General features: G+C 46.3%; 22 protein-coding genes. 6 read left to right on the forward strand and 16 right to left on the reverse strand.

Features of this window, described 5'->3' with window-relative positions; genetic code table 11:
* Positions 1–10 precede the first annotated feature (10 nt).
* The 11 genes from P8S55_RS02025 to P8S55_RS02075 form a co-directional block, all read right to left on the reverse strand.
* Entirely contained in the window at positions 11–418 is a 408-nt protein-coding gene (locus P8S55_RS02025) for a virulence RhuM family protein (RefSeq protein WP_289224627.1), read from the reverse strand.
* 20 nt (positions 419–438) lie between these two features.
* The gene (locus P8S55_RS02030; protein ID WP_289224628.1) at positions 439–660 is read right to left on the reverse strand and encodes a Fic family protein; all 222 of its coding nucleotides are present in this window, start codon (positions 658–660) and stop codon (positions 439–441) included.
* Between the two features lie 67 nt (positions 661–727).
* Positions 728–979, reverse strand: coding sequence for a DUF2442 domain-containing protein (locus P8S55_RS02035; RefSeq protein ID WP_289224629.1), 252 nt, complete (start codon positions 977–979; stop codon positions 728–730).
* Positions 980–1,211: 232 nt separating this feature from the next.
* Entirely contained in the window at positions 1,212–1,742 is a 531-nt protein-coding gene (locus P8S55_RS02040) for an REP-associated tyrosine transposase (RefSeq protein WP_289224630.1), read from the reverse strand.
* Positions 1,743–1,745: 3 nt separating this feature from the next.
* The gene (locus P8S55_RS02045) at positions 1,746–4,259 is read right to left on the reverse strand and encodes a site-specific DNA-methyltransferase (protein ID WP_289224631.1); all 2,514 of its coding nucleotides are present in this window, start codon (positions 4,257–4,259) and stop codon (positions 1,746–1,748) included.
* A gap of 126 nt (positions 4,260–4,385) precedes the next feature.
* Positions 4,386–5,471, reverse strand: a complete 1,086-nt coding sequence (locus P8S55_RS02050) for a Fic family protein (RefSeq protein ID WP_289224632.1) — start codon at positions 5,469–5,471, stop codon at positions 4,386–4,388.
* 8 nt (positions 5,472–5,479) lie between these two features.
* Complete coding sequence (locus P8S55_RS02055) at positions 5,480–5,662, reverse strand: hypothetical protein (protein WP_289224633.1); 183 nt, start codon at positions 5,660–5,662, stop codon at positions 5,480–5,482.
* Positions 5,659–6,507: a DUF4391 domain-containing protein gene (locus P8S55_RS02060; protein ID WP_289224634.1), complete on the reverse strand. Its 849-nt coding sequence runs from the start codon at positions 6,505–6,507 to the stop codon at positions 5,659–5,661. Before P8S55_RS02060 ends, P8S55_RS02055 begins: the two co-directional genes overlap by 4 nt.
* Before the next feature lie 2 nt (positions 6,508–6,509).
* On the reverse strand, positions 6,510–9,704 hold the full coding sequence (locus P8S55_RS02065; protein WP_289224635.1) for an SNF2-related protein: 3,195 nt from the start codon (positions 9,702–9,704) through the stop codon (positions 6,510–6,512).
* Between the two features lie 27 nt (positions 9,705–9,731).
* Positions 9,732–10,085, reverse strand: a complete 354-nt coding sequence (locus P8S55_RS02070; RefSeq protein ID WP_289224636.1) for a 4a-hydroxytetrahydrobiopterin dehydratase — start codon at positions 10,083–10,085, stop codon at positions 9,732–9,734.
* Positions 10,082–11,338 (reverse strand): M48 family metallopeptidase, encoded by a 1,257-nt coding sequence (locus tag P8S55_RS02075; RefSeq protein ID WP_289224637.1) that lies wholly within the window; start codon positions 11,336–11,338, stop codon positions 10,082–10,084. Before P8S55_RS02075 ends, P8S55_RS02070 begins: the two co-directional genes overlap by 4 nt.
* 80 nt (positions 11,339–11,418) lie before the next feature.
* On the opposite strand from P8S55_RS02075, the gene orn reads away from it, so the two are divergent.
* The 6 genes from orn to P8S55_RS02105 all read left to right on the forward strand — a co-directional run bounded on the left by orn (position 11,419) and on the right by P8S55_RS02105 (position 17,474).
* On the forward strand, positions 11,419–11,961 hold the full coding sequence (orn, locus tag P8S55_RS02080) for an oligoribonuclease (protein ID WP_289224638.1): 543 nt from the start codon (positions 11,419–11,421) through the stop codon (positions 11,959–11,961).
* Between the two features lie 167 nt (positions 11,962–12,128).
* Complete coding sequence (locus P8S55_RS02085) at positions 12,129–13,826, forward strand: acetolactate synthase 3 large subunit (RefSeq protein ID WP_289224639.1); 1,698 nt, start codon at positions 12,129–12,131, stop codon at positions 13,824–13,826.
* 279 nt (positions 13,827–14,105) lie between these two features.
* On the forward strand, positions 14,106–15,473 hold the full coding sequence (gene iscB, locus P8S55_RS02090) for an RNA-guided endonuclease IscB (RefSeq protein ID WP_289224640.1): 1,368 nt from the start codon (positions 14,106–14,108) through the stop codon (positions 15,471–15,473).
* 56 nt (positions 15,474–15,529) lie between these two features.
* Positions 15,530–16,021, forward strand: a complete 492-nt coding sequence (gene ilvN / locus P8S55_RS02095; RefSeq protein WP_289224641.1) for an acetolactate synthase small subunit — start codon at positions 15,530–15,532, stop codon at positions 16,019–16,021.
* Between the two features lie 122 nt (positions 16,022–16,143).
* Positions 16,144–17,160, forward strand: a complete 1,017-nt coding sequence (ilvC, locus tag P8S55_RS02100; RefSeq protein ID WP_289224642.1) for a ketol-acid reductoisomerase — start codon at positions 16,144–16,146, stop codon at positions 17,158–17,160.
* Between the two features lie 62 nt (positions 17,161–17,222).
* The gene (locus P8S55_RS02105; RefSeq protein ID WP_289224643.1) at positions 17,223–17,474 is read left to right on the forward strand and encodes a (2Fe-2S)-binding protein; all 252 of its coding nucleotides are present in this window, start codon (positions 17,223–17,225) and stop codon (positions 17,472–17,474) included.
* Positions 17,475–17,545: 71 nt separating this feature from the next.
* Here the strand turns inward: P8S55_RS02105 and P8S55_RS02110 are convergent, their stop codons facing one another.
* The 5 genes from P8S55_RS02110 to hisS all read right to left on the reverse strand — a co-directional run bounded on the left by P8S55_RS02110 (position 17,546) and on the right by hisS (position 26,076).
* Complete coding sequence (locus P8S55_RS02110; protein WP_289224644.1) at positions 17,546–21,406, reverse strand: DUF3683 domain-containing protein; 3,861 nt, start codon at positions 21,404–21,406, stop codon at positions 17,546–17,548.
* 70 nt (positions 21,407–21,476) lie between these two features.
* On the reverse strand, positions 21,477–22,904 hold the full coding sequence (der, locus tag P8S55_RS02115; protein WP_289224645.1) for a ribosome biogenesis GTPase Der: 1,428 nt from the start codon (positions 22,902–22,904) through the stop codon (positions 21,477–21,479).
* Positions 22,904–24,139, reverse strand: coding sequence for an outer membrane protein assembly factor BamB (gene bamB, locus P8S55_RS02120; RefSeq protein ID WP_289224646.1), 1,236 nt, complete (start codon positions 24,137–24,139; stop codon positions 22,904–22,906). Before bamB ends, der begins: the two co-directional genes overlap by 1 nt.
* Entirely contained in the window at positions 24,136–24,780 is a 645-nt protein-coding gene (locus P8S55_RS02125; RefSeq protein ID WP_289224647.1) for a YfgM family protein, read from the reverse strand. Before P8S55_RS02125 ends, bamB begins: the two co-directional genes overlap by 4 nt.
* Positions 24,781–24,798: 18 nt before the next feature.
* Positions 24,799–26,076, reverse strand: a complete 1,278-nt coding sequence (hisS, locus tag P8S55_RS02130) for a histidine--tRNA ligase (protein WP_289224648.1) — start codon at positions 26,074–26,076, stop codon at positions 24,799–24,801.
* Positions 26,077–26,110: the final 34 nt, after the last annotated feature.

Genomic DNA, 26,110 nt, shown 5'->3' on the forward strand with positions numbered 1-26,110 from the left:
TCATAGTCGATTACTTTTCTATACGTGTTTTTATGGATTTATCAAAATCCGATTCATACAAACGGTCTTGAATAATGCGGTATTTTTCAAATTCGGATTCGGCATGCGCCTTAGCGATTTCCGCCGATACTTTTCCCGCGTCCGCGATAATCGCCATAAGATTGTAATGCTTGGTATGGTAGTTTTTACCATCTGCGGCAGTTATTCGAAAATTTCGAATAACTGAGTCCTCCTCCAGTTCACTATCGCTAAAGACCTTCTTCAGATGGTAATTAATCGTCTGGGTTTCCACGTCATACAGCGACGCCATCATCTTCTGCGTCAGCCAAATATCCTCATCTGAATACACCGTTTCAACACCGCTCTCGCCATTTGCAGCAATAAAAGTCAAATACTCAGCGGCAGAAGATCGAATCATCGCCGTGTTCGTTTTATCCGTCACGGGTTATACTCCTTTTTCAAAAAATACCGCTGATTTGGGCTATTGGGTTTATCCGGCAACGTCCTCTGCAACCAACCCGCATCCAATAACGGCTTTAACAGGCTTTTTCTAAAGTGTTCACGGTCATGCAAACCGCAAAACGCCTGCAATTCTGCTCGTGTTCTTGGCGTTTGACAATAATCCACCAGGCCTGGTTGTTTGTGCAAAATATCCGCCACGACTTGATTATCAACTTGCGGGGTAACTTGCGGGGTAACAGTTAAATACTAACCTGATGAACACCAACTAAGCCACGCCTGAGGCCGGTATTTTCTGCGATTTCAAATACAAGGTATCCGGTGAAATATCCAACTCATTCGACCAACAAACCGTATCCCAAGCGATATAAGCCTGTTTAAAAACCGTGACATCTCTTAACTGAGTAAACACCCCTTTATCTAAATAAGACGTCATATCAAACACCGTCTCCTCCCCGGTGGAAAATTTCAACTGCAACCGATAATCCGCAAGCGGAATCACTGAAATAACTTTATTCATGTTTAAGGCTCCTTAACGCAAATGTTTTTCTGTTTCCCCATGCTGTTTACCTCGGTCTGGTTCCCATGCTGTGCGTGGGAACCTAGTTGGGTCTGGTTCCCATGCTGTGCGTAGGAACCCCCACCAGCAAGACCAACTACCACTTGCTCGGTGTTCCCACGCACAGCATGGGAACAAGAGTATATACAGGCCTCGCTCCCATGCTGTGCGTGGGAGCGCCAACACGCACGCACTAAACAAAAGGTTCAATTTCAAGCAGACCCGTTAAACCGACAAAGTCACGCGCACTTGAATAACGCCAATGTTCAGCCAAATCAACATAACCGCGTTTGACCGGGTTCAGATGAATATATTCCATCTTTTGCCGCATCATCTCATCATTCTGAATCCATTCAGGGTGATAACCCTCCTGCCAAAACTGAAACTCACGATCCACCTTATGCAACTTTTTAAATTGCGCCAACTGCGACAATAAAGTATTCACTTGGTGTTGCTTCAAATACGCCAAACACGATTTGGCGGTATGGCGCTTAAATCGCTGCATCATTTCTGGTAAGTTATCCGCCTGAACAATCATATGCAAGTGGTTTTCCAAAACCACCCAAGCGTAAACCTTTAACCCTTCTTTTTGGAGAAACCGAATACTCTCAAGTAATACATTCACCGTTTCAGTGCGTGTAAATACCGGCAACCAGTTTATAACGGTACAGGTCACAAAGTGTGGAAGGTTCGGATCAACGATGTGATAACGACTTCTGCCCATTTTTCAATCCTCAATACTGTTGGCGTTCCCACGCTCAGCGTGGGAACGAGAGTAACACAAACCTCGCCTCCCATGCTGTGCGTGGGAGCGCCCTCCAGCAAAATCAACAACCACCTGCTTAGCATTCCCACGCTCAGCTTGGGAAGGATAGTAAATCTTTGTCTGGTTCCCATGCTGAGCGTGGGAACCTCCATCTGCAAGCTCAACTACCGCCTGCTTGGCATTCCCACGCTCAGCGTGGGAACGAGAAGCCTGTGCGGTGCTTTGCGCCCCCTCGGTCTGGTTCCCATGCTGTGCGTGGGAACCTAGCTCGGTTGGCTCGGTTAGTTCCAGCTGGGCATTCCCACGCTCAGCGTGGGAACGAGAAGCCTGTGCGGTGCTTTGTGCCCCCTCGGTCTGGTTCCCATGCTGTGCGTGGGAACCTAGCTCGGTTGGTTCGGTTAGTTCCAGCTGGGCATTCCCACGCTCAGCGTGGGAACGAGAAGCCTGTGCGGTGGTTTGTGCCCCCTCGGTCTGGTTCCCATGCTGTGCGTGGGAACCTAGCTCGGTTGGTTCGGTTAGTTCCAGCTGGGCATTCCCACGCTCAGCGTGGGAACGAGAAGCCTGTGCGGTGCTTTGCGCCCCCTCGGTCTGGTTCCCATGCTGTGCGTGGGAACCTAGCTCGGTTGGCTCGGTTAGTTCCAGCTGGGCATTCCCACGCTCAGCGTGGGAACGAGAAGCCTGTGCGGTGCTTTGTGCCCCCTCGGTCTGGTTCCCATGCTGTGCGTGGGAACCTAGCTCGGTTGGCTCGGTTAGTTCCAGCTGGGCATTCCCACGCTCGGCGTGGGAACGAGAAGCCTGTGCGGTGCTTTGTGCCCCCTCGGTCTGGTTCCCATGCTGTGCGTGGGAACCTAGCTCGGTTGGCTCGGTTAGTTCCAGCTGGGCATTCCCACGCTCAGCGTGGGAACGAGAAGCCTGTGCGGTGGTTTGTGCCCCCTCGGTCTGGTTCCCATGCTGTGCGTGGGAACCTAGCTCGGTTGGCTCGGTTAGTTCCAGCTGGGCATTCCCACGCTCAGCGTGGGAACGAGAAGCCTGTGCGGTGCTTTGTTCGGCGAGGATTTTCTGGCCGGCGCGGCGGATACGCTCTTTGCCGATTTCGGCAATAGTGGCGTAGCCAGCTTTGCGGGCTTCGGAGGTTTGCGGCGTGGGTTCGGGGATTTGCACCAGAATAAATTTACGATTACCGCCGTCTTCGGCATTGAGTTGCATTACCGCATGGGCGGTGGTGGCTGAGCCGGAGAAGAAGTCTAAAATAATGTCGCCTTCTGATAGATTTGCGACTTTAAATACACGGCTTAACAATCTAAGCGGTTTTGGACCATCAAAATAACCTCGGTCATCAAATAACGCCTTAACTTCTTGCCTTCCCTCTTGATTGTGACCTACTTCTTTATATGGCCATAAGGTTACAGGCACCATTCCATCTTGAACTTCGGATAAAAAGCGTTTCAAACGGGGGACATTTCCACCATCCTCACCAAACCAAATTCGGTTATCATCAATTAGCTCAAGCATTCTTTTATTCGATGTTCCCCAACACCTACCTTCAGCTGGAGAAACAACTCTACCACTCGGTGTTGTTATCGGATAATCATACTTTTCAGAATAAGTCTTAACGGTCAGATTATCTGAAATCCACACACCTCTTGGATCATTATCAGGGTTTTTATAACGTGCATTAGCCTCTTCACTTCTTGGTAATCTTCCAGCTTGAAATAGACTCGAGTTTTTTGAGTAAATCAAAATATGATCATGGCTATCCGATAAAAATTTGGCATCATTTTTTGGAGAAAAGGCTCGCTGCCAAATAACATTAGAAATAAAATTCCCCTCTCCAAAAATCTCATCACAGATTTTTCTTAGATTATGCACTTCGTTATCGTCAATCGAGATAAAAATCACACCGTCGTCACGCAGTAAATTGCGGGCGAGCTTGAGGCGTGGGTACATCATATTGAGCCAGTTGGAGTGGTAACGGCCTGAGCTGTCGGAGTTGGTAAAAAGCGGGTTGCCTTCGTCGTCTTTTTGCCCGGTTAAACGCTGGTAGTTGGCGAGGTTGTCTTTAAAGTCATCTTTATACACAAAATCTTTGCCGGTGTTGTAGGGCGGGTCGATGTAGATCATTTTTACTTTGCCAAAGTAGCTTTTTTGCAATAGCTTGAGGACTTCGAGGTTGTCGCCTTCGATATAGAGGTTTTCGGTGGTATCCCAGTTGACCGATTCGTTCGGTGCAGGGCGCAATGTGCCGAGGCTGGGTGTGGTGGCGATGCGTTTGGCTTGCTCTTTGCCCGCCCAGGTGAATTGGTAGCGTTCGTGGTCGGTTTCGATCTGCTCGCCCAATTCGGCCTTGAGCGCGTCAAAGTCGATTTTGCCTTCACGAAACACGTTGGGGAACAGTTGTTTAAGCTGTTCGATATTGTGCTGGGTCAGGTTGAGGCTTTCGCCATTGATTTGCTGTAAGTCGGTTTGTTGGGTCATTGAAATCCTACCAAAGTTAAATTTTGTGCTATTTTTTAACATCCAGGCCAAGCTATGTTAAATATTTTTAGTTTTTTTAACATAGCTTAACGCTATGTGTATTTTCTACCGTTTTTTTAACATGGCCTAGCTTTGCGGGCGGCTCAAAAGTTCGTAAAAGCGATGATTGATAAAGTATTTGCCATTGCCGAGCTGGGTGCTGTGCAAAATCCCTAAGGCTTCGAGTTGTTTTAAATACTTTGAGGCGGTCTGCCTGGAAACGGCGAGCCGCTGTTCAATAAATTCAATTCTAGTGTAGGGATGCACAAACAGTGCTTCCACTAAGTCTTTAGAGTAAAGCTTGCCTGGGAAGGCTTGTATCTCAAGAGCCGTTTTTTGCATCAGTTCATCAATTTGATAAATCAGTTGAATCGTTTGATTGGCGGTTTGTTCAATGCCTTCGAGCATAAATAGTGCCCATTCTTCCCAGGCCTGGTCGGTTCTCACCTTTTGCAATAAGCGGTAATAATCGGCTTTGTGTGTGGTGATGTAGCGGCTGAGATAGAGAATCGGCAGATCGAGTAATTCGGATAACACGAGATAGAGGATATTGAGAATACGCCCTGTGCGACCATTGCCATCGTAAAACGGGTGAATGGTTTCAAACTGATGATGGATAACCGCCATTTTTATGAGCGGGTCGATGTCGTCCAGCTTCGCATCATTGATGTATCGTTCTAAGTTAGCGAGTGCATTGCGAATATCGTTTTCGTATTGCGGCGGGATAAAAACCACTTCACCCGTTTGGTCATTTTTGAGTTGCGTGCCGCCTTGTTTGCGAATTCCGGCATCGTTTTTTTCTAAAATGGATTGGATTTGAATAATGTCTTTAACCAGCAGAAGTTTGTTATGGGTAACGAGTTCAAACCCTTTTCTGAGTGCTTCGCCGTAATGACGCACTTCTTTAACGGCTTGGGTTAAATGGGTGTCGTCTATGCTCGAACGATAGAGGTCATCATGGGTGGTAATGATGTTTTCGATTTCGCTGGAGTCTTTGGCTTCTTGCAACACCAATGCGTTAATTAATACCGCTTGATTTGGAATCCGTACCGCTACACCATTCAGTTTTGCCAAGGCGGTATTGGCGGCAATCGCTTTTTTAAGCACGGCTTTGGTTTCTAGTTCATGGTGCAGTGGCAAACTTGGCGGTATATAGCCTTGGATACTTGTCATGATTTTTTTCACTTTGCTTGATTTAAAAAGGTTTTATCAAGATTGACATTGACATTGACATTGTAACGCTTTATTAAGTGCTTGATGTATTTCCTGCGTTCGGCTGAGGTGTCGATTGTATAGCCTTCAATCTGCATGGATACCGCAATAGCTTTACGCATTTTCTTTCTGAGTTCCGGTGTTAATCTCATTCAACCGCCCCTGTCTTTATCTGCTCAAGTTGCTGCTTGTGGTTTTGTAATTTTATATTCAATGCTACTTTTTCGTTGAAGTGGGCGCAGGTTTTGAGTTTGTTAGCGAGTTCGTCTATGTCTTTTTTGAGTTGTTGAATGTGTTTTAACTTGGCACGTTGTGCGGCGATGTCGGGTTCTGCCCCACTGTTTTGATTCGTTGGAAGCTGGGTTGCGCCAGTTAAGCGTGCGGTTTGGTAGCGCGTAAATGTGTAGATTAGGCTTTGGTATAGGCGATAGAGATTTTGTTGGTTTTGCCGGTCGAATCGAAGTGCATTGTAGAAGTCTTGTTCTAAGCACATGCCACCAACACCATGACGGGCATAAAGCCTGGTGGTTGCGCCGATGTCTATCCAGTCGGTTTGAATCGACTCGTTCATAATCAGCTTGTCGTGTTCGCTGTCGGCTTGGTGAACTGTCTTTTCAGCCAATGACCATTGCACTTGTTGGCCTGCCTTGATTTCAAGCAGTATCGGGTAAGCGATGGCTTTGTGTACCCATTCGTGCAGGGTTTTGAGTTGCGCGGGCTTGAGGATTGACCCGGCTTTATGCGTATTTGGGTGCGGTTGGTCTTTAAGCGTGACTTGTATCACAAACAATTCCAGATATTCGTGTTGCGCGGTTTGATAGGCGGGTATATTGCTGTTGTCGGGCGTAATATGTGCTTGGATCATAAGGGTTTCGACTTGCTCTTGAAGCAATCGTTGCGCAGTCGCTGGTAGCTGTCCATTGTCGTAAAAACTCTTTTTGGTGAGTTTTTGGTTGAAGTGCAGTGCCGGCGGTAATTGAAGCGCTTCAAGTAACATGATTAATATCCGTCCACTAACATTAGGTAGCTGATGACTTCAAAATCGCTGTTGGCGTTAAACGCGTCTAATTGTGTGCCTCCTCGACTAAACAGGCTGTTTATGCCCTCCTCTACCTTTTTGCCTTGGATATGCGCAATTGCTTGTTTTAAATGGCTTTGGTATTGGGTGCTACTGCCGAGTTGCTGGAATAATGCGCTATCGGGATGCGAGCGCCCTAAGCTGTGTTTTTTGAGGATGTCTAAGGTTTTTTTGGCTTGAGTATAGGGTAGCTGGATGGTTTGTTGTTCGGTAACGTAAACCAAGAAATACGGATACAAGGCATAGGGTTCTTGCGCGCGTTCATTTTCAGGTTTAAATTCGCGCGCAAGACTTTTTAAACAAAATATCACACCCGGTTGCAGGCCTGCATTTTTTAACGCCGTGTCCAGTTTCACCACCGAATACAAGCCGTTCGGCGCTTGTTCTAGAGTGTTGAGGTGCGCTTTCATGTAGTTTGACAAATCCATTTTAAAGTCATTGAGCGTAAGGTCGGTTATCGACAGGCCGCCGGAAATATCTTCTAAATCGAGCACGGTGTCTTGCAGTTCTTTGAGTTGTTTTTTGCGGTATTCCAAATCGCGCATTCGACCGGCATTGGTTGCGTCGATTAGATTTTCTTCGCCGGTAGCAGACACATCAAGCAGAACCATGCGTCCGGTAACCCGGGCTTCAAGGTCAATGTATTCGTCAAGTTCCATATTCGGCCAGAAGTTGACCAGTTGAACTTGGCTGTTTTTGGAGCCAAGTCGGTCGATACGGCCAAAGCGTTGGATAATGCGTACCGGGTTCCAGTGGATGTCGTAATTGATTAAATAATCGCCATCTTGTAGGTTTTGCCCTTCGGAAATACAGTCAGTGGCGATGAGTAAATCGAGTTCAACTTCAGCAGGCAAACCGGTTTTATCGCGCTCTTTGGAAATCGGCGAAAAGGCCGTCAGCAGTTCGTTGAGTTCGGCGCGTAATCTGGGTTGCGTGGTTTTATTAGCACCTGAGCCTACAATCAACGCGCTGTGAACGCCTTGGGTTTCAATCGCCCAGCTGGATAGGTGTTTGTAAAGGTATTGCGCGGTATCGGCAAAAGCGGTAAAGATCAGGATTTTTTTATTGCCGGCGTTCAGTGGGTTGGCCAATTTGTGCTTAATTTGGCGTTTGAGTAATGCCAGTTTTTGGTCACGCTCGGCATTCACACTGGCCGCCATATTGACGATTTCGGTTAGGTAACGTTGGTCTTCTTTGAGATCGTATAGCCATTTTGCTTGGTCCATGTCTTGAATCAGCACTTTGACTTTTTTACCAACCATTAAGCTTTCCAGTTCGGGGGAATCCATGTCGGTTTCTAAAATATCCATCTCCTCAACTTCACCTTGGGCATGGTGTTCAAGCTTTTTAATGGTACGTTCGACATCAGCTAACAGGCGTTGCGCTGTCAAATGAAATGAATGCACAGAGCTTTCAAGGCGTTTGAGCATGTTGATTTTGATTAACCCAATCAGGCTTTTTTCGCGGTCTAGTTGGGAAAAAACCGACTGACTACCTTTGAGTTTGGTGTCGTATTTTTGCTCATAAAGTTTGCGTTTTTCCAGTGCCACGTATTTAAGTGGTGCAAAGGTACTCAAATTAAGGCGACTAATGGTTTTATTGATTTCACGCAGGGATGGAAATTCAGCTCTGGTATCAAAATCTGCTTGGATGTTAATCGGTTTGAGTCGGGTTGGGAATTGGCCGATTTCTTCGAGGTTGTAGTATTTTTCGATATGCTTACGTGAACGTGCAATAGTGAGCAGGTCGAGCACTTTAAAATAGTCAAAGTTTAATGAGTTGAGCAGTTGATCGGTGGTGCGCAAATCATCTGGGTTTTTCAACCAATCATTGAACTTGCCCTGCGCACGTTTAAGCGTTTGCGAAATATTATTAATACCATGATCAACCAGCGCATAATCATCACCCTCAGTGACAAACGCGATTTGATTTTTAAGATCATTGAGCCGGTTATTGACTGGTGTGGCAGATAACATCAGCACTTTGGTTTTAACGCCTAAGCTGATAATGTCTTCCATCAATTTTGAATAGCGCGTGTGTTTGTCGTCGGCACTGCTGGCGTTACGGAAGTTGTGCGATTCATCAATCACCACCAAATCGTAGTTGCCCCAGTTGATGGTTTCAAGGTTAATATCGCCGGACTGACCTTTCGTGCGAGTGAGGTCAGTGTGGTTGAGTACATCGTAACTGAATCGGTCAACTGACAGCAGATTGCGACGATCATTCTTAGTGTAAAGTGTCCAGTTATCGCGCAGTTTTTTAGGTGCAAGCACTAATACACGGTCGTTGCGCAACTCGTAATATTTAATGACTGCAAGCGCTTCAAAGGTTTTTCCTAGCCCCACTGAGTCAGCCAAAATACAACCGTTATAACGCTCTAATTTATCTATGACACCCAGTACCCCATCTTTTTGGAATTGATAGAGTTTGTTCCAAACGGCGGTTTGTTTAAAGCCGGTTTTGGTTTTGACAATCGATTCTTCATCTAGTTCTTCGAGCAGGTCTTGAAATAGCCGGTAAAGAGTTAAAAAGTAGATGGTTTCGGGCGCTTGGTCTTGGGCAAGAAATTGTGCGGCTTGTAACAGGTCTTGTTTGATGTCTGAAACGGCATGAGGATCTTGCCAGGTTTGGTTAAACCAGCGACCGATTGCTTCAACCTGTACAACGTCATCGGTTGCCATGTTCAGTTCGAGCCGTTGAGTTTGAATCAAACCTAAACCGGATGCGGTCAACGGCGATGATCCTTGAACAAAAGCAGAGTGTTGTTGGGATTGAATCAGGTAAAGATTTTGTGAAACACGATGCTCGTCTATGCCTTTGGCTTCTACACTATGTGTTATCCAAGTTAAGCATTCAGCCGCCAATTCTTTTTGTTGAAGCTGATTGAGCCGCTTTTGTTCGCCGGGTTCACAAGCCAATCGTTGGGCGAGAGGTTGGTCGTTTGTCGCGAGCAGTAAGCGGGTTTGAGTTTTTTGTAGCTGGGATTTCAAAGCCTCAAACCCAGATAAACTGAGTGATTTCAAAATGAGGGATAGCGCCGATTTAGACTGAAGTTGAGCCGCTAGATAGTGAGCTAATTTTTCTGTTGTTTGGTTATCTATTATCGTGGGGGTCATCGGTCGGCACGTCCCTGTTATGTCTGGCTAATCCAGCAACGCGTTGATTTTTGCTGCCATAATTACGTCGTTTTGGCTCAGGCCTTTGATGCTGTGGGTTTTTAGGGTAATTTTGCATTGGTTGTAGCCAAAACAAACCTCGGGGTGGTGATCTTCTTTGTGTGCAACCCAGCTCAGCGCATTCACAAACGATACGGTTTGATGATAGTTTTTGAATACAAAGGTTTTGTGGATACTGGCATAATCTAACGTCACATCCCAGCCGGGTAACATATTTAAATAACTCTCAATGGTCGGAATCACCAGCCCTTTTGTGCCTGGGGCGAGCTCTTCGCAACGTTGTTCTAATAAATTGGGTAGTTCGTTCATTGATGGGTTCATTGCCTGATTCCTTGTAAGGTTTTTAAATGGTCTATGCGAATTTTCGCGGGCGGATGGCTATCATAATAAGCCGAATAACTTGGATCAGGCGTCAAGGTAGCCGCATTATCCCGATACAACTTGAGCAACGCGCTGATTAAATGCTCAGCACCAACATGCTGGGCAGCAAATGCATCGGCCTCAAATTCATGTTTACGGCTTTTAAAGGCCATAACTGGCCCTAAGAAAAAGAACATCACGGGTACAGCGGTCATAAACAATAACAAAGCAGCTGCCGGCGTAGCGGTTTCTATCCCTAGACCGCTATAAAATGATGGCAAGGTAGCCAACCAACCTAATAAAGCCAAACCAGCCAAACTCATCACCGCGCCCTCGATCAGACGTTTTTTGATATGCCCGTGTTTAAAGTGGCCTAATTCATGCGCTAATACCGCTTCCACTTCGTCCACCGATAGTTTTTCTAGCAGGGTGTCAAAGAACACAATACGCTTGTTTTTGCCCATACCCGTAAAATAAGCGTTACCATGACCCGAGCGCGAGGAGCCATCCATCACAAAAATACCATTCGACTCAAAACCCGTACGCTCTAGCAAGGCTTCAATTCGTTGTTTCATTTCGCCCTCTTCGATCGGGGTAAATTTATTAAACAAAGGGGCAATCCATTTGGGATAAGCCCAAAGCAATAATAGATTAAAGCTCATCCATAAAATCCAGGCATAGAGCCACCAGGCCTGGTCAATAAAACTGTTCATTATGGCAACAATCGCCCAAAGCAGTGGCAACCCAATCACCAACATCAGCAGCCATTGTTTTAGCAAATCGCTGATAAACTTGGCGGGCGTAGTTTTGTTAAAACCAAAACGCTCTTCAATTCGGAAGGTGCTGAGAATGCTAAACGGCAAGTGCAACAGGGCTAGAAACATAAACGTGGATAACAAAAACCCAACATCACGCCACACAGGGTTTATCTCTAAGCCTAACCAAATACTATAGATGTCCTGAAAACCGCCACCCAAGGTCATCACTAAAATCAACGCGGCATCAAAAAACAACACAAATCGTGCAAGCTGGAGTTTCGCCCGTGAGTAGTCAGCAGCCTTTTGATGCGCCTCTTGATTAACCACTTCTGCAAACTCAGCAGGTACCTTCTCTCGGTTTTGTAAAATGTGAAACTGGTTTTTGATATTCAACCAAAGCTCTATCATCAAGCTGACAATCAAGCTAAAGATAAATAACAGACTAATAACATTCATAATAAACATCCTGATTTCGTTTTAAAACGCGGCTAAACCTATTAATATAGGCGCTTATTCTAGTTTAAAAGAGCAACAAAATGAAATCTGACAACAATTTGATTTGGATTGATCTTGAAATGACCGGTCTAAAACCGCGTCACCACACCATTATCGAGATAGCCACCGTCGTGACGGATTCCCAACTTAATGTATTGGCCCAAGGACCGGTTTTGGCAATTCATGCCGATGAAACTGAGCTGGGCAAAATGGACAGCTGGTGTGTCGAGCATCATGGAAAATCGGGGTTGACCGAGCGCGTTCGCCAAAGCACCATTAACCTGCGTGAAGCCGAACAACAAACTATCGCATTCTTGAGTCAATTCGTATCTATTGGGGTATCCCCTATGTGTGGCAATAGCATTTGCCAAGACCGTCGTTTTTTGGTTGAAGAAATGCCTGAACTTGAAGCCTTTTTTCACTACCGAAATCTTGATGTCAGCACAGTAAAAGAACTCGCCAAACGCTGGGCACCGGATGTTTACAGCGCCCACAAAAAACAAGGCGCCCATTTGGCGCTGGATGACATTTTAGAATCCATTGACGAACTCAAACATTATCGCGCACATTTGTTTAAAAACTAAAAACCTAGTAAACTACTCAGGTACTGAACGCCTTATCATTCAGGCGTAATTTGTTATTCTCAAAAGCGTTGTAATTCTATATAATTAGAATCTTTTTCACGATTTTTTTAACAAACTTGCCATTACTCTATAGCAATGTCAGGTTTTATAACTGGAGGACCATTATTGTGGAACTAACTGGTGCCCAAATCTTAATCCATTTTTTGGAAGATGAGGGGGTAGAGCATATATGGGGTTATCCAGGTGGCGCTGCGCTGCCCATCTATGACGCCCTTGATACCGATGCAAAAGAATTGAAACACATTCTTGTGCGTCATGAACAAGCCGCTGTGCATGCTGCAGACGGTTATGCACGCTCTACAGGTAAGCCAGGGGTCGTACTGGTAACATCTGGGCCAGGTGCCACCAATACCGTAACAGGTATTGCCACCGCCTATATGGATTCCATTCCTATGATCGTTCTTACTGGACAGGTTCCAACCAGCCTTATTGGTTTGGATGCGTTTCAGGAAGTCGATACCGTGGGGATTACACGCCCAATAGTCAAACACAATTTCTTGGTCAAGGATGTTAACGATTTGGCAATCACGCTCAAAAAAGCCTTTCACATTGCCACAACCGGCCGACCAGGCCCGGTTGTTATTGATATCCCCAAAGATGTACAAAACGCCACAAGCAACTATGAATATCCACAAGAAGTTGCGTTACGCTCCTACTTACCTGTTGTTAAAGGTCATAGCGGACAAATCAAAAAAGCCGTTGAGATGATGCTCAACGCCGAACGCCCTATTTTTTACACGGGCGGCGGTGTGGTTTTGGGTGACGGCTCAGAAGAGCTGACAAAACTCGTCAGAACACTAGGCTTCCCGATTACCCAAACTCTAATGGGCTTAGGGGCCTTTCCCGCAAGCGACCCTTTAAGCATTGGCATGCTGGGGATGCACGGAACCTATGAAGCGAATCTTGCCATGCACCATTGCGATGTGCTGATTGCGATTGGCTCACGTTTCGACGATCGGGTAACAGGCAATATTGAAAAATTCTGCCCTACCGCCAAGATCATTCATGTGGACATTGACCCCGCGTCTATTTCAAAAAACGTACTGGTGGATATTCCTATTGTTGGCCCGGTTCAGCAAGTGTTGCAGGAAATGAATGCGCACCTAGAGAAGCTTGATCAAAAACCTCAAGCACAAGCCATCCAGGCCTGGTGGACACAAATCGAAGATTGGCGTTCAATGGATTGCTTAAAATTTGATGTCAGTGGCACCAAAATTAAACCCCAAGCCGCAGTAAAAGCGGTATGGGAAGTAACCAAAGGGGATGCTTATGTAACCTCTGATGTTGGCCAACACCAAATGTTTGCCGCACAGTACTATACGTTTGACAAGCCGCGTCGTTGGATTAATTCAGGGGGTTTAGGTACGATGGGCTTTGGCCTTCCGGCTGCTATGGGTGTGCAAATGGCGTTCCCAGATGCCACCGTACTATGCATTACCGGTGAAGGTTCTGTTCAAATGAATATCCAAGAACTGTCAACCTGTTTGCAATATGGTTTGCCGGTTAAGGTGGTGTGCTTGAACAATGGCTTTTTGGGAATGGTTCGCCAATGGCAAGAGTTCTTCTATGATCGTCGTTATTCGATGTCGTACATGGATTCATTGCCTGACTTTGTTAAGCTGGCAGAGGCCTATGGTCATGTGGGCGTGCGTATTGACAACCCAGCGACCATGAAGCAGCAGCTTGAAGAGGCGTTTGCACTCAAAGATAAGTTTGTGTTTATCGACATCATTACTGATCAGCAAGAAAACGTCTATCCGATGATTCCGGCCGGTGCCGGCCAAAACGAAATGATATTGGTGTAAGCGTCAACAACCCCGCCTTGAAAGGCGAGGCTTGTAAAAGCCTAGTTGACCAGAGGGCTTAATCTTAGATTAAGCAGCAGACGATAACGGGTCGTTAAGACTTACCAGTGGGTGCTTCCTTAGCCCACTGCTCTAAAAGGTGTTGAGAATGCGGGCATAGGGTAAGTGCCGAATCTTGATGTCGCCACCTCGGTGGGAGCCGGTTATCGTCAATCTCGAAGGGAGATGCCGAAAGGCACGTTACTAGCCCCGTAGGGGGAATAATTTGGAGAATACCGTATGTCGGTATTTGTATTAGCAAAAAACAAGAAGCCGTTAATGCCGTGCTCAGAGAAACGCGCAAGGCTACTGCTTTCGCGGGGTCGTGCGGTGGTGCATTTGATGACGCCGTTTACTATTCGGTTAAAAGACCGGGTAGCGGGTGTGTGTCAGTCCGTGCATGTCAAAATCGATCCCGGCTCAAAGCAAGCGGGGATGGCGGTTGTACTGGAATCCAAGCTGGATTTAAAGGTATTGTGGTTAAGTGTGATTCACCACCGCAGTCATCAGATTAGTGAACAGCTTACCGCACGACGCGCCATGCGCCGCCGTCGCCGTAATCAGCTTTGGTATCGGCCTGCACGGTTTAACAACCGCACCAGGCCTGGTGGTTGGTTAGCGCCTTCACTACAACACCGTGTCGATACCACGCTAGCTTGGGTTAAAAAGCTATCCAAGCTAGCACCGGTATCGGACATTGGCATGGAGCGGGTGAAGTTTGATATGCAAAAGATGCTCAATGGCGACATCTCCGGTATCGAATACCAACAAGGTACACTGTTTGGGTTTGAAGTTAAGGAATACCTGCTGACCAAGCACAAGCATACCTGCGCGTATTGCAACGGAGTAAGCGGTGACAACAGGCTTGAGGTGGAACACGTCCAGCCTCGCTCAAAAGGTGGCAGCCACAGCGTTAAAAACTTGGTCATCGCGTGTCGGAGCTGTAATGAGGCGAAAGGCAACCATCGGCTTTCAGAGTGGAAACGGTTGTTGGGCATATCCAAGCTGGATAAAGCCCGTGCCATCGGGGTTGAGAAAACCCTTAAGGGCAAGTGGACAGGACTCAAAGACGCGGCGGCGGTTAATACTACGCGTAACGCTTTGCTGCATGAACTTCTGGTGTTGGCTAAAACCACCGTATCGGTCTATACCGGAACGGGTGCGATGACCAAGTTTAATCGCAAACAGCAAGGCATTCCCAAGCATCATGCGCTGGATGCGGTCTGTGTTGGCGAAGATTTAAAACCGGTTAAAAACTGGGTTAAACCGGTTTTGGGTATTAAATGCACCGGACGTGGGAGTTATCAGCGTACACGACTGAACAAGTATGGCTTTCCACGCGGTTACTTAATGCGCCAAAAAGCGGTGCATGGCTTTCAGACTGGCGATCAGGTTAAAGCGGTGGTTCCCAGTGGGAAAAAGCAAGGCATTTACTCAGGTCGTGTGGCAATTCGTGCCAGCGGAAGGTTTAACATCCAAGCCGCCAACGGTTTGGTTCAGGGTATTAGTCACAAACACTGCACGTTAATCCAACGTGGTAGCGGTTATGGCTTTAATTTAACAACGATAGTACTTACTCACGGAGAACGCGAGAAACAGGCGGCCTAACGGCCGGCGCTATCCCTCACCGGGCTAAACCCCGGTGTCTCTCGCGCAAAAACCAGATGAAACATATAATTTCAATGTTAATCGAAAATGAATCGGGGGCGTTATCTCGCGTGGCGGGATTGTTTTCAGCAAGAGGCTATAACATTCAGGCCTTAACCGTTGCACCCACTGAAGATGAATCGCTTTCACGTCTAACACTGGTGACTTTCGGCAACGCCCATCAAATTGAGCAGATTGTTAAGCACCTTAACCGTCTTATTGATGTCGTTAAGGTGGTGGACTTAACCGAGGGCGCGCATATTGAGCGCGAACTTATGTTAATTAAGCTATCTGCTGTGGGGGACTATCGTGAAGAGTTTGTGCGCTTGGCCGATATTTTCCGCGGTACAATTGTTGATGTCACGGCGACCACCTATACCGTTCAAATGATTGGAGAAACGCAAAAACTGGATGCCTTTATTGCTGCAATTGATCCCGGCTTAATTCTTGAAACCGTTCGCTCAGGTGCGATGGGAATTATGCGTGGCGAAAAGTGTTTGCAATTATAAAATGCTGAGTAGCTAACCAGGCCTGCTTCGCAAATTAACCAAAAACGATCAGGCCTAGGTTATAATTCTATAACTTTTAAAATGTTTATTTTTTAACCCTTTCAAACTTCAAAGGACTCTCGATGCAAGTTTATTATGATAAAGATTGTGATCTTTCAATTATCCGTGGCATGAAGGTCGCGATCATCGGCTTTGGTTCACAAGGTCACGCGCACGCTGCTAACCTACAAGATTCTGGCGTTGATGTAACCGTTGGCCTACGCCCTGGTTCATCTTCTATTAAAAAAGCACAAGGTTATGGCTTAAAAACTGCTGATGTGCCTACTGCCGTAGCGGGTGCTGACTTGGTGATGATCCTAACGCCAGATGAGTTCCAATCCGTTTTATATAAAGACGAAATTGAGCCTAACTTGAAAAAAGGCGCGGTACTAGCTTTCGCTCACGGTTTCGCGATTTTGTACAACCAAGTTGTGCCACGTGCTGACCTAGACGTTATTATGATTGCACCTAAAGCACCTGGTCATACGGTACGCTCTGAGTTTGTAAAAGGTGGCGGTATTCCTGACCTCATCGCGGTTCACCAAGACGTTTCTGGCAAAGCTAAATCTATTGCAATGTCTTATGCGTCGGCCGTGGGCGGTGGTCGTACCGGTATTATCGAAACCTCTTTCCGCGAAGAGTGCGAAACAGACCTGTTCGGTGAGCAAGCGGTGCTTTGTGGTGGCGCGGTTGAATTGGTTAAAATGGGCTTTGAAACCTTGGTTGAAGCCGGTTATGCACCAGAGATGGCTTACTTCGAATGTTTACACGAGTTAAAGTTGATTGTTGACTTGATGTATGAAGGCGGTATTGCCAACATGAACTACTCTATCTCGAACAACGCCGAGTATGGTGAGTATGTCACAGGCCCACAGGTTATCAACGAAGAAAGCCGCATGGCAATGCGTGAAGCGCTATACAACATCCAAAACGGTGAGTATGCGAAACGCTTTATCCTAGAAGGCATGACTAACTACCCAGAGATGACCGCTAAGCGTCGTATCAACGCAGAGCACCCCATTGAAGTGGTGGGTGAGCAATTACGTTCAATGATGCCTTGGATTCAAGCAAACAAAATCATTGATAAAGACAAGAACTAATTTTTAGTTTTTCTCCATCACCAAACCCAGCTCCGGCTGGGTTTTTTGTTTAGGAAACCCAGATGAATAGAACAGCATCAGATAAAAAACTAGACCAAGCGATTGCACAATTGCCCGAGATCCTAAAACGTGATTTAGATGAAAACCTATGCGTTTGCAATTCGATTCCAAAGATCACAATAATCAAGGCGATTGTAGAAGGCGCTGACGAGCTGGAGAAAGTAAGACAACAAACCTTTGCTTCCGACGGCACGGGCTGTTGTAAACTACAGATAAAACATCTGCTAAATGCACTGGTAAAAAATAAGGCCTGATTGTCATATTAACAACCAGGCCTGGTTTAAGACGTCACTCATCACGTGCGCAACACAGCCATAACGCCACTTTAGAGCAACACACGCTCAATCCCCTCTTTTTCCACCTTGGCGACAAACTCGTTTTTCCATTCTTTGCCAATCAGGTTATTGGCTAACTCGACCACAATATAATCGGTTTTTAACCCTGTGTCGTCTTGATAGCGGTTAAGACCCTGTTGACAAGCGGGGCAAGAGGTCAGTAGCTTCACATTCCCATTGACCGCTTTTTCTTCGCCGGTGAGATCTTTAATCCCCTTTTTCAACTCTTCTTCCTTGCGAAATCGAAGCTGGTTGGCAATGTCTGGGCGTGCGGTGGCGAGTGTACCGGCCTCACTACAACAACGATCATTCAGCGGCACATTAATTCCAGTCAAGGTCGAGGCGACTTGGGCTGAATCGTATTTTTTCATTGGGTCATGGCACGGCTCATGATATATATACTGAACCCCACCGGTGCTTTCCATTTTTACGCCCTTTTCCATTAGATATTCGTGGATATCTAACAAGCGACAACCTGGGAATATCTGCTCAAATTCATATTTAAGCAACTGATCCATACAGGTACCACAAGACACCAACACGGTTTTAATATCCATGTAGTTGAGGGTATTGGCCAACCGATGGAATAACGCACGGTTTTCAGTGGTGATTTGTGAGCCTTTGGCGGCTTGACCTGCCGCTGTTTGTGGATAACCACAACACAGATAACCCGGCGGCAAAATCGTTTGTGCACCGGTTTCATACAGCATCGCCAAGGTGGCTAAACTAATGTCGCTAAACAAACGCTCCGAACCACAGCCTGGGAAATAAAACACGGCTTCGGATTCTTCGGTGGTTTTATGCGGGTCGCGTAAAATCGGCACAATCGTGCGATCTTCGAGTTTGAGTAACGAACGCATGGTCGGCTGATTCGGGCCGGTATCCAAAGGTTTGCGCACAAAATGAATCACCTGCTGGGTCACCGGCGTATTGCCTGTTGATTTAGCAGGTAGCTGATCTTTTGAACCAAGTATCCCTGTCCATTTCGCCAGCTTATGACCCATACGCTGACCCAACGCGCCCCAACCAATCATGGTGGTACGTAATAGTTTAACCAGACCTGGTTGTCCGGTATTCAAATAAAACAACGCCGCCTTGGTGCCAAGGCTAACATTTTTCTTACCCATATCGGTCAAGATTTTGCGCATCCGAATCGACACATCACCAAAATCAATATCAACGGGGCAAGGCGCTTCACATTTATGACAAGTAGTACAGTGATCAGCAACATCGTTCATTGCATCAAAATGATGCATCGAAATTCCTCGACGCGTTTGCTCTTCGTATAAGAACGCTTCAATCATTTGACCTGTGGCCAGTATTTTATTACGCGGCGAATAGAGTAAATTCGCGCGCGGAATATGCGTCTGACAAACAGGCTTACATTTGCCACAACGTAAGCAATCTTTAATATCGTTATTTAATTGATCCAACTCACTGGCTTCAAGAATCAAGGCTTCTTGTTTAACTAACGACAAGGAGGGGGTATAGGCATTATGCAAGCCAGAACCCGGCATTAACTTGCCCTTGTTAAAATGACCATTAGGGTCAACCTTGTTTTTGTATTCAACAAACGCTTGAATTTTCTCTGATGAAAGGAATTCAATCTTGGTCAAACCGATACCATGTTCGCCCGATATCACCCCACCCAAATCAATGGCGAGTTTCATCACCCGCTCAACAATGGTTTCGGCTTGGTGAATCATCCGATAGTTACTGGAGTGAACTGGAATATTGGTATGAATATTGCCATCACCAGCATGCATGTGCAACGCAACAAACAACCGCGCATTACGCACTTCAAAATGCAGCTCTTTTAAGCGCTTGATCATCGGCTCAAAATCATGGCCCATGAAGGTTTGCTTTAAAAAGTCCAACACTTCTCTACGATATGAGATTACCAAGTCACGCCGTAAAATCAGCTTAACCAAGGATTCATTATCACGAATTAAGGTACGCGCCGATTCATCCATTAAATCTAAAAACTGTTCGGCAGGCTGGTCAAGCCCCTTGTATAGGTTCTGCCATTTACGCTTGACCTGTGCTAAATGCGCCAGCGTTGTATCGACCTTCGATTTGAAATAGGCCGCCGGATCCCCTTGCGAATCTTCAAAGTCATCGACCAGCGTGTATTCTTTGATTTGCGCTTTAAAATAGTCTTCTAACGCATCGATAATTTCGATTTTGTTTTGCATCGACATTTCGATATTAATGCGCTCAATGCCTTCGTTATATTCATTCAAGCGTGGTAATGGAATCACCACATCTTCATTGATCTTAAACGCATTGGTATGCGCAGAAATTGCGGCTGTGCGTGAGCGATCCAACCAAAAGCGCTTGCGGGCTTCAGCGGTGACCGCGACAAAGCCTTCGGCATTGCGTTTTTTCGCCAGTTCAACGATTTCTTGGCAGGTTTTAGCCACCTCAAAGCCGTTATCACCGGCGATATCACCAATCAAAATCATCTTCGGTAGTTCACGTCGATTGGCTTTAGTATTGTATTTAATCGCCCGCACATAACGCTCGTCCAAGTGCTCCAGGCCTGCCAATAAAACACCCTCGGCTTTTTTGCTTTCGATAAAATCGATTATTTCGACAATCGCCGGTACCGCCAAACTTAAATCCGTACCAAAAAACTCTAGACAGACGGTTCGAATATGCTCTGGCATCCGATGCAATACAAAACGTGCTGAGGTAATCAACCCATCACAACCTTCTTTTTGCACACCCGGTAAACCGCTTAAAAACTTATCGGTGACGTCTTTACCCAGGCCTGCTTGGCGAAACGCCGAGCCTGGAATATCCAAACGCTCAACCTCGCCCTTGGGTGTTTTGCCATCAGATTCATACCGGTGCAACTCAAAACTCACCGTAGCTTGGTCTTGCAACTTACCCAGGTTATGGTTAACACGCACCACCTCCATCCAGCTAGCATCCGGCATCACCATTTTCCACGAGGCGAGGTTATCGAGTGTCGTCCCCCAAAGCACGGCTTTTTTACCACCGGCATTCATCGAGATATTACCCCCAATGGTTGAGGCATCATGCGAGGTCGGATCAACGGCAAACACCAAACCATTACGCTCAGCCAATTCCGTCACACGTTTAGTCACCACACCCGCTCCAGTGCGCACCGTAGGCACCTTAACACCAACGCCAGGCAACTCCACTTTTTCAACCAGACTTAAAAACTCAAGTTTTTCGGTGTTAATGACCGCTGTATTGGCATCCAATGGAATAGCGCCACCGGTGTAACCGGTACCGCCACCTCGCGGAATAATGACCAACCCCAGCTCAATACAGGCCGCCACAATATCAGCGGTTTCTTGTTCGGTATCAGGGCAAATCACCACCAAGGGCAACTCTACTCGCCAGTCGGTGGCATCAGTGGCATGCGAAACACGCGCTAAGCCGCCAAAATCGACATTATCTAAACGGGTAATTTTTTTCAGTCGCTTGCTGACTTTTTGACGCAAGCTAATTTGCGCGGGAAACCAGTCTTCAAATTTCTTGACCGCCTGACGCACCGCATTTAACAGCGATTCGGCCAATTTATTGTTGTTTAAGCGCGATTCTACCTGCGACAAGCGATGATGCAACGCCCCGCTCAAGGCCGCACGTCGCTTAGCATTTTCTAATAAATCATCTTGAATATATGGATTGCGTGTCACGACCCACATATCCCCCAACACCTCAAACAGCATTTGCGCTGAGCGACCGGTACCTCGGCTTTCGCGCAATTGCTCTACCGTTTGCCAACCCGATTCCCCTATAAAACGCGTCATGATCTCACGATCTGAAAACGAAGTATAGTTATAAGGAATCTCACGAATACGCTTGTTTGTGTTCATAGGTTTTGGCTCCCCAGATTGTTCTTAAGGTTTAAGGGTAAAAAAGCACCGTTTCCGGTGCCTTAAAAGATTATCGCTGTCGACTTCTTTCACGTGTTCGCTTCGATTCTCGGAAGGTATCGACACGACGCTTTCGCTGCTTTTGCTGTTCAGTTAAACCGTCCTTGTTTAGATCAAACGGATTATCTCCGACACGGAACTCAACCACCACTGGGGTGCCTTCCCACTTAAAGGCTTTACGGAAGGTATTTTCCAAATAACGCTTATAGGGTGCGGGCGTTTTATCAACTTTATTACCATGAATAATCACACGCGGTGGGTTCAAACCACCCAAATGCGCATAACGCATTTTTAAACGACGCCCCCCCACCAGCGGCGGTTGATGGTCTAATACAGCCTGCTCTAATACACGGTTTAAATCCGAGGTCGAGATTTTCTGCGTGGCGGCGCGATAGACTTTTTTAACCGTTTTAAATAATTCACCCACACCGCTACCGTGCAAAGCTGAAATCAAATGGGTTTTGGCATAATCAATAAACTGCAGCCTAAAATCAAGCTCATGTTTAATTTTAGCGCGCTGATCGGCATCCAAACCATCCCACTTATTCACCGCTAGCACCAAGCCACGCCCAGACTCAATTGCTAAACCCAACAGAGTTAAATCTTGATCGGTAATACCTTCCGAGCCATCCATCAGCATCACAACAACATGGGCATCCTGCATCGCCTCAATCGCTTTAATAACTGAAAATTTTTCAACCTTCTCCGCCACATTTTTACGACGACGCACCCCCGCCGTATCAATTAACGTATAGGCTTGACCATCCCGTTCAAACGGCACATAAATACTATCCCGCGTCGTTCCAGGCATGTCAAACGCCACCACACGATCTTCGCCCAGCATCCGATTAACTAGCGTTGACTTACCCACGTTTGGCCGCCCAATAATCGCCACGCGAATCCCAGGATGCTCGTCCAAATCAAACCCATCATCTAACGGATTAATCGGCAGGCGTTCAATTAAATAGTCCACCGCTTCAGCAACGTTATCACCGTGCGCTGATGAAATCCCTATCGGCTCACCCAAGCCCATAGCATAAAAATCGGCATTAATGACATCAAGATTACAGCCTTCAGTTTTATTCACCAATAACTGAACAGGCTTGCCGTGGCTGCGGATGTAATTGGCAATCGCTTCATCGGCTGGATTCAAACCCGCACGCCCATCAACAATAAAAAAGATGCCGTGGGCTTCAGCCAAGGCTTGCTGCACTTGAGCAGCCATCAAGGGATCAACCCCTTCCATATCGCCGCTCAAACCACCCGTATCAACAACAATATAGTCGTACTCGCCTACCTTGCCAGTGCCATATTGGCGATCACGCGTTAACCCAGGGAAATCGGCGACTATCGCATCACGTGTCTTGGTTAAACGGTTAAATAACGTGGATTTTCCTACATTAGGACGACCCACTAGGGCAATAATCGGTTTACTCATTATTTCTCATTACTCGACTGAATGGCGCGACCAGGCCTGGTTGTAAAAACACCATTAAAACGATACGCACTGACATTGCCGTCGGTATCTAATACATAATAACGTTGTTGCTGTTGATAAATATCTAAAATTTCTTGTCCAACATCTAGGTGGTTAGCATGTTTAAAACGTCCAACGATGCTCCCATCTTTTGGATCAACCCAATGCACATAACCCAGCCCATCGGCCAGCATTAGCTGCGGCTGTTCTCCACGCTCGCCATCTAAACGCACATCGACTAAGCGGCGATATTTAAACGCCTGTTGGTTCCAATACTCAGTACCGCTAGCAGGATCTAATGCACGTAGAATATCATCTTCATCAACCAGATAAATGACTTGATTGTGAACAATAAAATCTCTAAACCCCGACAAGTCTTTAGCCCAAATTAAATTACCATTATTTGGATTAATCGCAGCCATTCGACCGTTATAACTCAATACAAATAAGCGTCCGTCGGCAACAACCGGCTTGGCCTGAATATCAACCATGCGCTCTAAATCGGTTCGACCCGTTGGAATCGCGATCCGCGCGTCCCATAACTTCTCGCCGGACTGAAGTGATAACGCCTCTAAAAAACCGGATTCACGACCAATAAAAACCCTATCTTTCTCAACCAAAACCGGAGCGGCACCCCGTAAAAACAAATTAGGCATTTGGTGATCTGCCGTCCAAACCACGCTGCCCGTTTGTCGGTTAAGCGAAACAAGACGACCGTCATTGGTTCTCACCAAGATCAACTGATTAGCCACCACAGGTTGACTTACAACCTCCGCCCCAAGGTTACGAACCCATAACACCTGACCTGTTTGTGCATCAAGTGCAATAACATCGCCTTTTGCACTGCCAACAATCAATTGATTGCCCACCACAACTGGCCCAGCAAGCAGAACCGCGTCAATGCGTTTTTGCCACAAAACTTGATCTGTGTGCCGAGATTGGCTTTGCTTGATCAACGCGGTTAACAAGCCTGAGCTAGATGCAACGTAAAGATGATTCTCATCGGATGCCATCCGCAAACTGCGCCCATCTGCTTCGGCAAGCAACTTAACATTCACTTGCCAGTCGAGGTTGAACTGATAGCGCTGCTCAACGGGTTGCAACTCTGTCGGAATACGCACAGTTTGCGAGGTTGAACTACAGCCTTGAACTAGAATTACGCCTGCCAGCGCGCCAATTAAGAATATATTTTTCATTCGATTGCTAAATCATCCATTTGAATGCTGGCTAAATTACGCAAGTCAGATTGAGCCTGCTCATTTTCAACAACACGTTTAAACATTTCATATGCTTGGGCAGTTTGCTTTTGCGCCAAGGCTAATAAACCCGCAACATAATCCACGTTAGCGGTTACCGCAGGGGCCAAGCGCTGACTATGTAATAGATCTAACTGCTGCTGGGCTGCTACAAAATCTGCTTGCTGAATATAAATTCGTGCCAAACGAAGTTGGGCAATTTGTTTTAAATCTGCTGACTGCTTGCTGTTTACTAACCAACTTAATGCATCAATCGCTTCATCAATCTCACCGGCCTGCCAATGAAAGTCGGCTAACATAAGTGCCGCAGAGCCTGAATAAGGACTTTTAGGCTGGTCTTGCATTAAGCGTCGTGCTTCTCGCGAAACTTCACCAAACACACCCGTTGCAAGGCTCATGTCTAGCACCTCAAATACACTTGACGCTTCTACCGCTTTGTTATAGGTATAACCCTGCCAATAACGATAACCCGAAAAAGAAAGTACAATCACTAAAATAACACTTAACAATCCTGTGCCATATTTATCCCACCATGCTTTTATCGTTTCAAGCTGATCCTGCTCAGTATCGTGACGGCTCATATCCTATCTAACCCTTTTTTAATTGTGTTTTGAGTGATTATTGAAAAATTCAATTAATTGATCCCAGGGAATCGTTTGCTGTTCAGCCTCTTGGCGTAGCGACTTTATCGTGACAACCTGCTGCTGAACTTCGTCATCACCTAAGATTAAGGCATAGCTTGCGCCTGACTTATCTGCTTTTTTAAATTGACTTTTAAAACTGCCGCCGCCGCAATTCATGACGACGGCTTTGCCTGGCAAGGCTTCTCGAAGCATCTCAGCCATAACCAGGCCTGGTTGTAGTGTGGACTCTCCAGCTAAAACTATAAATAGGTCAGCGTTCGGTGTTTCTGTAATTTTTTGTTGATCAACTAGCAATGCCATTAAACGTTCGATCCCCATGGCAAAACCTACCGCAGGGGTGGCCTTGCCACCGATCTGCTCAACCAATCCATCATAACGACCACCCGCGCATACTGTGCCTTGTGCGCCTAACTCTGTGGTAACCCATTCGAATACCGTGCGATTGTAATAATCCAGGCCACGAACTAGATTTGGGTTGATAACATACTCAATCCCTAAACGATCGAGTGCCGAACAAACAAGATCAAAATGTTGCTTAGACTCAGCATCAAGGGCATCAATTAACTTGGGTGCACCCGCGACTATCTCAGCCATTGCAGGGTTTTTAGTATCTAAAACACGCAAAGGATTAGTGTGAAGTCGACGCTGACTATCCTCATCCAACTGATCCTTAAACTGGCTTAAATAACTGACCAATTGCTCACGGTATTGCACGCGTGCTTGTTGACTGCCTAAAGAGTTAATTTGCAGTTCAAGATTGTCTAAACCTAACGTGTCCCAAAGACGAGCACTAAGTAAAATCAACTCAATATCGATATCCGGTCCTGCTAAACCAAAAACTTCTACCCCAAATTGGTGGAACTGGCGATACCGACCTTTTTGCGGACGTTCATGGCGAAACATGGGGCCAGAATAAAATACTTTTTGCACCTGATTATGTAGCAGACCATTTTCTATCATTGCTCTAACACAACCTGCAGTACCTTCAGGGCGCAAAGACAAGCTGTCGCCATTACGATCCGCAAAAGTATACATTTCTTTTTCTACTATATCGGTTACTTCACCAATTGACCTTGCAAACAGCTCGGTTTTCTCAACAATAGGCAACCTTACCTGCTGGTAGCCATATTGCATAAGAACCTGCTCGGCACCAAGCAAAATGGTTGAAAACGCATTTGAGTGCAGCCCATGAATATCATTCATACCGCGAATAGCTGATATTTGTTTAGACATAAACCTTAAAAACCTTAAAAACTTCTAACATCCC

The sequence above is a fragment of the Thiomicrospira sp. R3 genome, from assembly GCF_029581415.1.
Taxonomy (GTDB): domain Bacteria; phylum Pseudomonadota; class Gammaproteobacteria; order Thiomicrospirales; family Thiomicrospiraceae; genus Thiomicrospira.

Coding starts and splice junctions, on each gene's coding strand:
- P8S55_RS02035 (WP_289224629.1), bottom strand. CDS start 979: ATGAATAAAGTTATTTCAGTGATTCCGCTTGCGGATTATCGGTTGCAG.
- P8S55_RS02045 (WP_289224631.1), bottom strand. CDS start 4,259: ATGACCCAACAAACCGACTTACAGCAAATCAATGGCGAAAGCCTCAAC.
- P8S55_RS02110 (WP_289224644.1), bottom strand. CDS start 21,406: ATGAACACAAACAAGCGTATTCGTGAGATTCCTTATAACTATACTTCG.
- orn (WP_289224638.1), top strand. CDS start 11,419: ATGAAATCTGACAACAATTTGATTTGGATTGATCTTGAAATGACCGGT.
- P8S55_RS02050 (WP_289224632.1), bottom strand. CDS start 5,471: ATGACAAGTATCCAAGGCTATATACCGCCAAGTTTGCCACTGCACCAT.
- P8S55_RS02075 (WP_289224637.1), bottom strand. CDS start 11,338: ATGAATGTTATTAGTCTGTTATTTATCTTTAGCTTGATTGTCAGCTTG.
- hisS (WP_289224648.1), bottom strand. CDS start 26,076: ATGTCTAAACAAATATCAGCTATTCGCGGTATGAATGATATTCATGGG.
- iscB (WP_289224640.1), top strand. CDS start 14,106: ATGTCGGTATTTGTATTAGCAAAAAACAAGAAGCCGTTAATGCCGTGC.
- P8S55_RS02040 (WP_289224630.1), bottom strand. CDS start 1,742: ATGGGCAGAAGTCGTTATCACATCGTTGATCCGAACCTTCCACACTTT.
- ilvN (WP_289224641.1), top strand. CDS start 15,530: ATGAAACATATAATTTCAATGTTAATCGAAAATGAATCGGGGGCGTTA.
- P8S55_RS02060 (WP_289224634.1), bottom strand. CDS start 6,507: ATGTTACTTGAAGCGCTTCAATTACCGCCGGCACTGCACTTCAACCAA.
- P8S55_RS02065 (WP_289224635.1), bottom strand. CDS start 9,704: ATGACCCCCACGATAATAGATAACCAAACAACAGAAAAATTAGCTCAC.
- ilvC (WP_289224642.1), top strand. CDS start 16,144: ATGCAAGTTTATTATGATAAAGATTGTGATCTTTCAATTATCCGTGGC.
- P8S55_RS02070 (WP_289224636.1), bottom strand. CDS start 10,085: ATGAACCCATCAATGAACGAACTACCCAATTTATTAGAACAACGTTGC.
- P8S55_RS02055 (WP_289224633.1), bottom strand. CDS start 5,662: ATGAGATTAACACCGGAACTCAGAAAGAAAATGCGTAAAGCTATTGCG.
- der (WP_289224645.1), bottom strand. CDS start 22,904: ATGAGTAAACCGATTATTGCCCTAGTGGGTCGTCCTAATGTAGGAAAA.
- P8S55_RS02105 (WP_289224643.1), top strand. CDS start 17,223: ATGAATAGAACAGCATCAGATAAAAAACTAGACCAAGCGATTGCACAA.
- P8S55_RS02125 (WP_289224647.1), bottom strand. CDS start 24,780: ATGAGCCGTCACGATACTGAGCAGGATCAGCTTGAAACGATAAAAGCA.
- bamB (WP_289224646.1), bottom strand. CDS start 24,139: ATGAAAAATATATTCTTAATTGGCGCGCTGGCAGGCGTAATTCTAGTT.
- P8S55_RS02025 (WP_289224627.1), bottom strand. CDS start 418: ATGATTCGATCTTCTGCCGCTGAGTATTTGACTTTTATTGCTGCAAAT.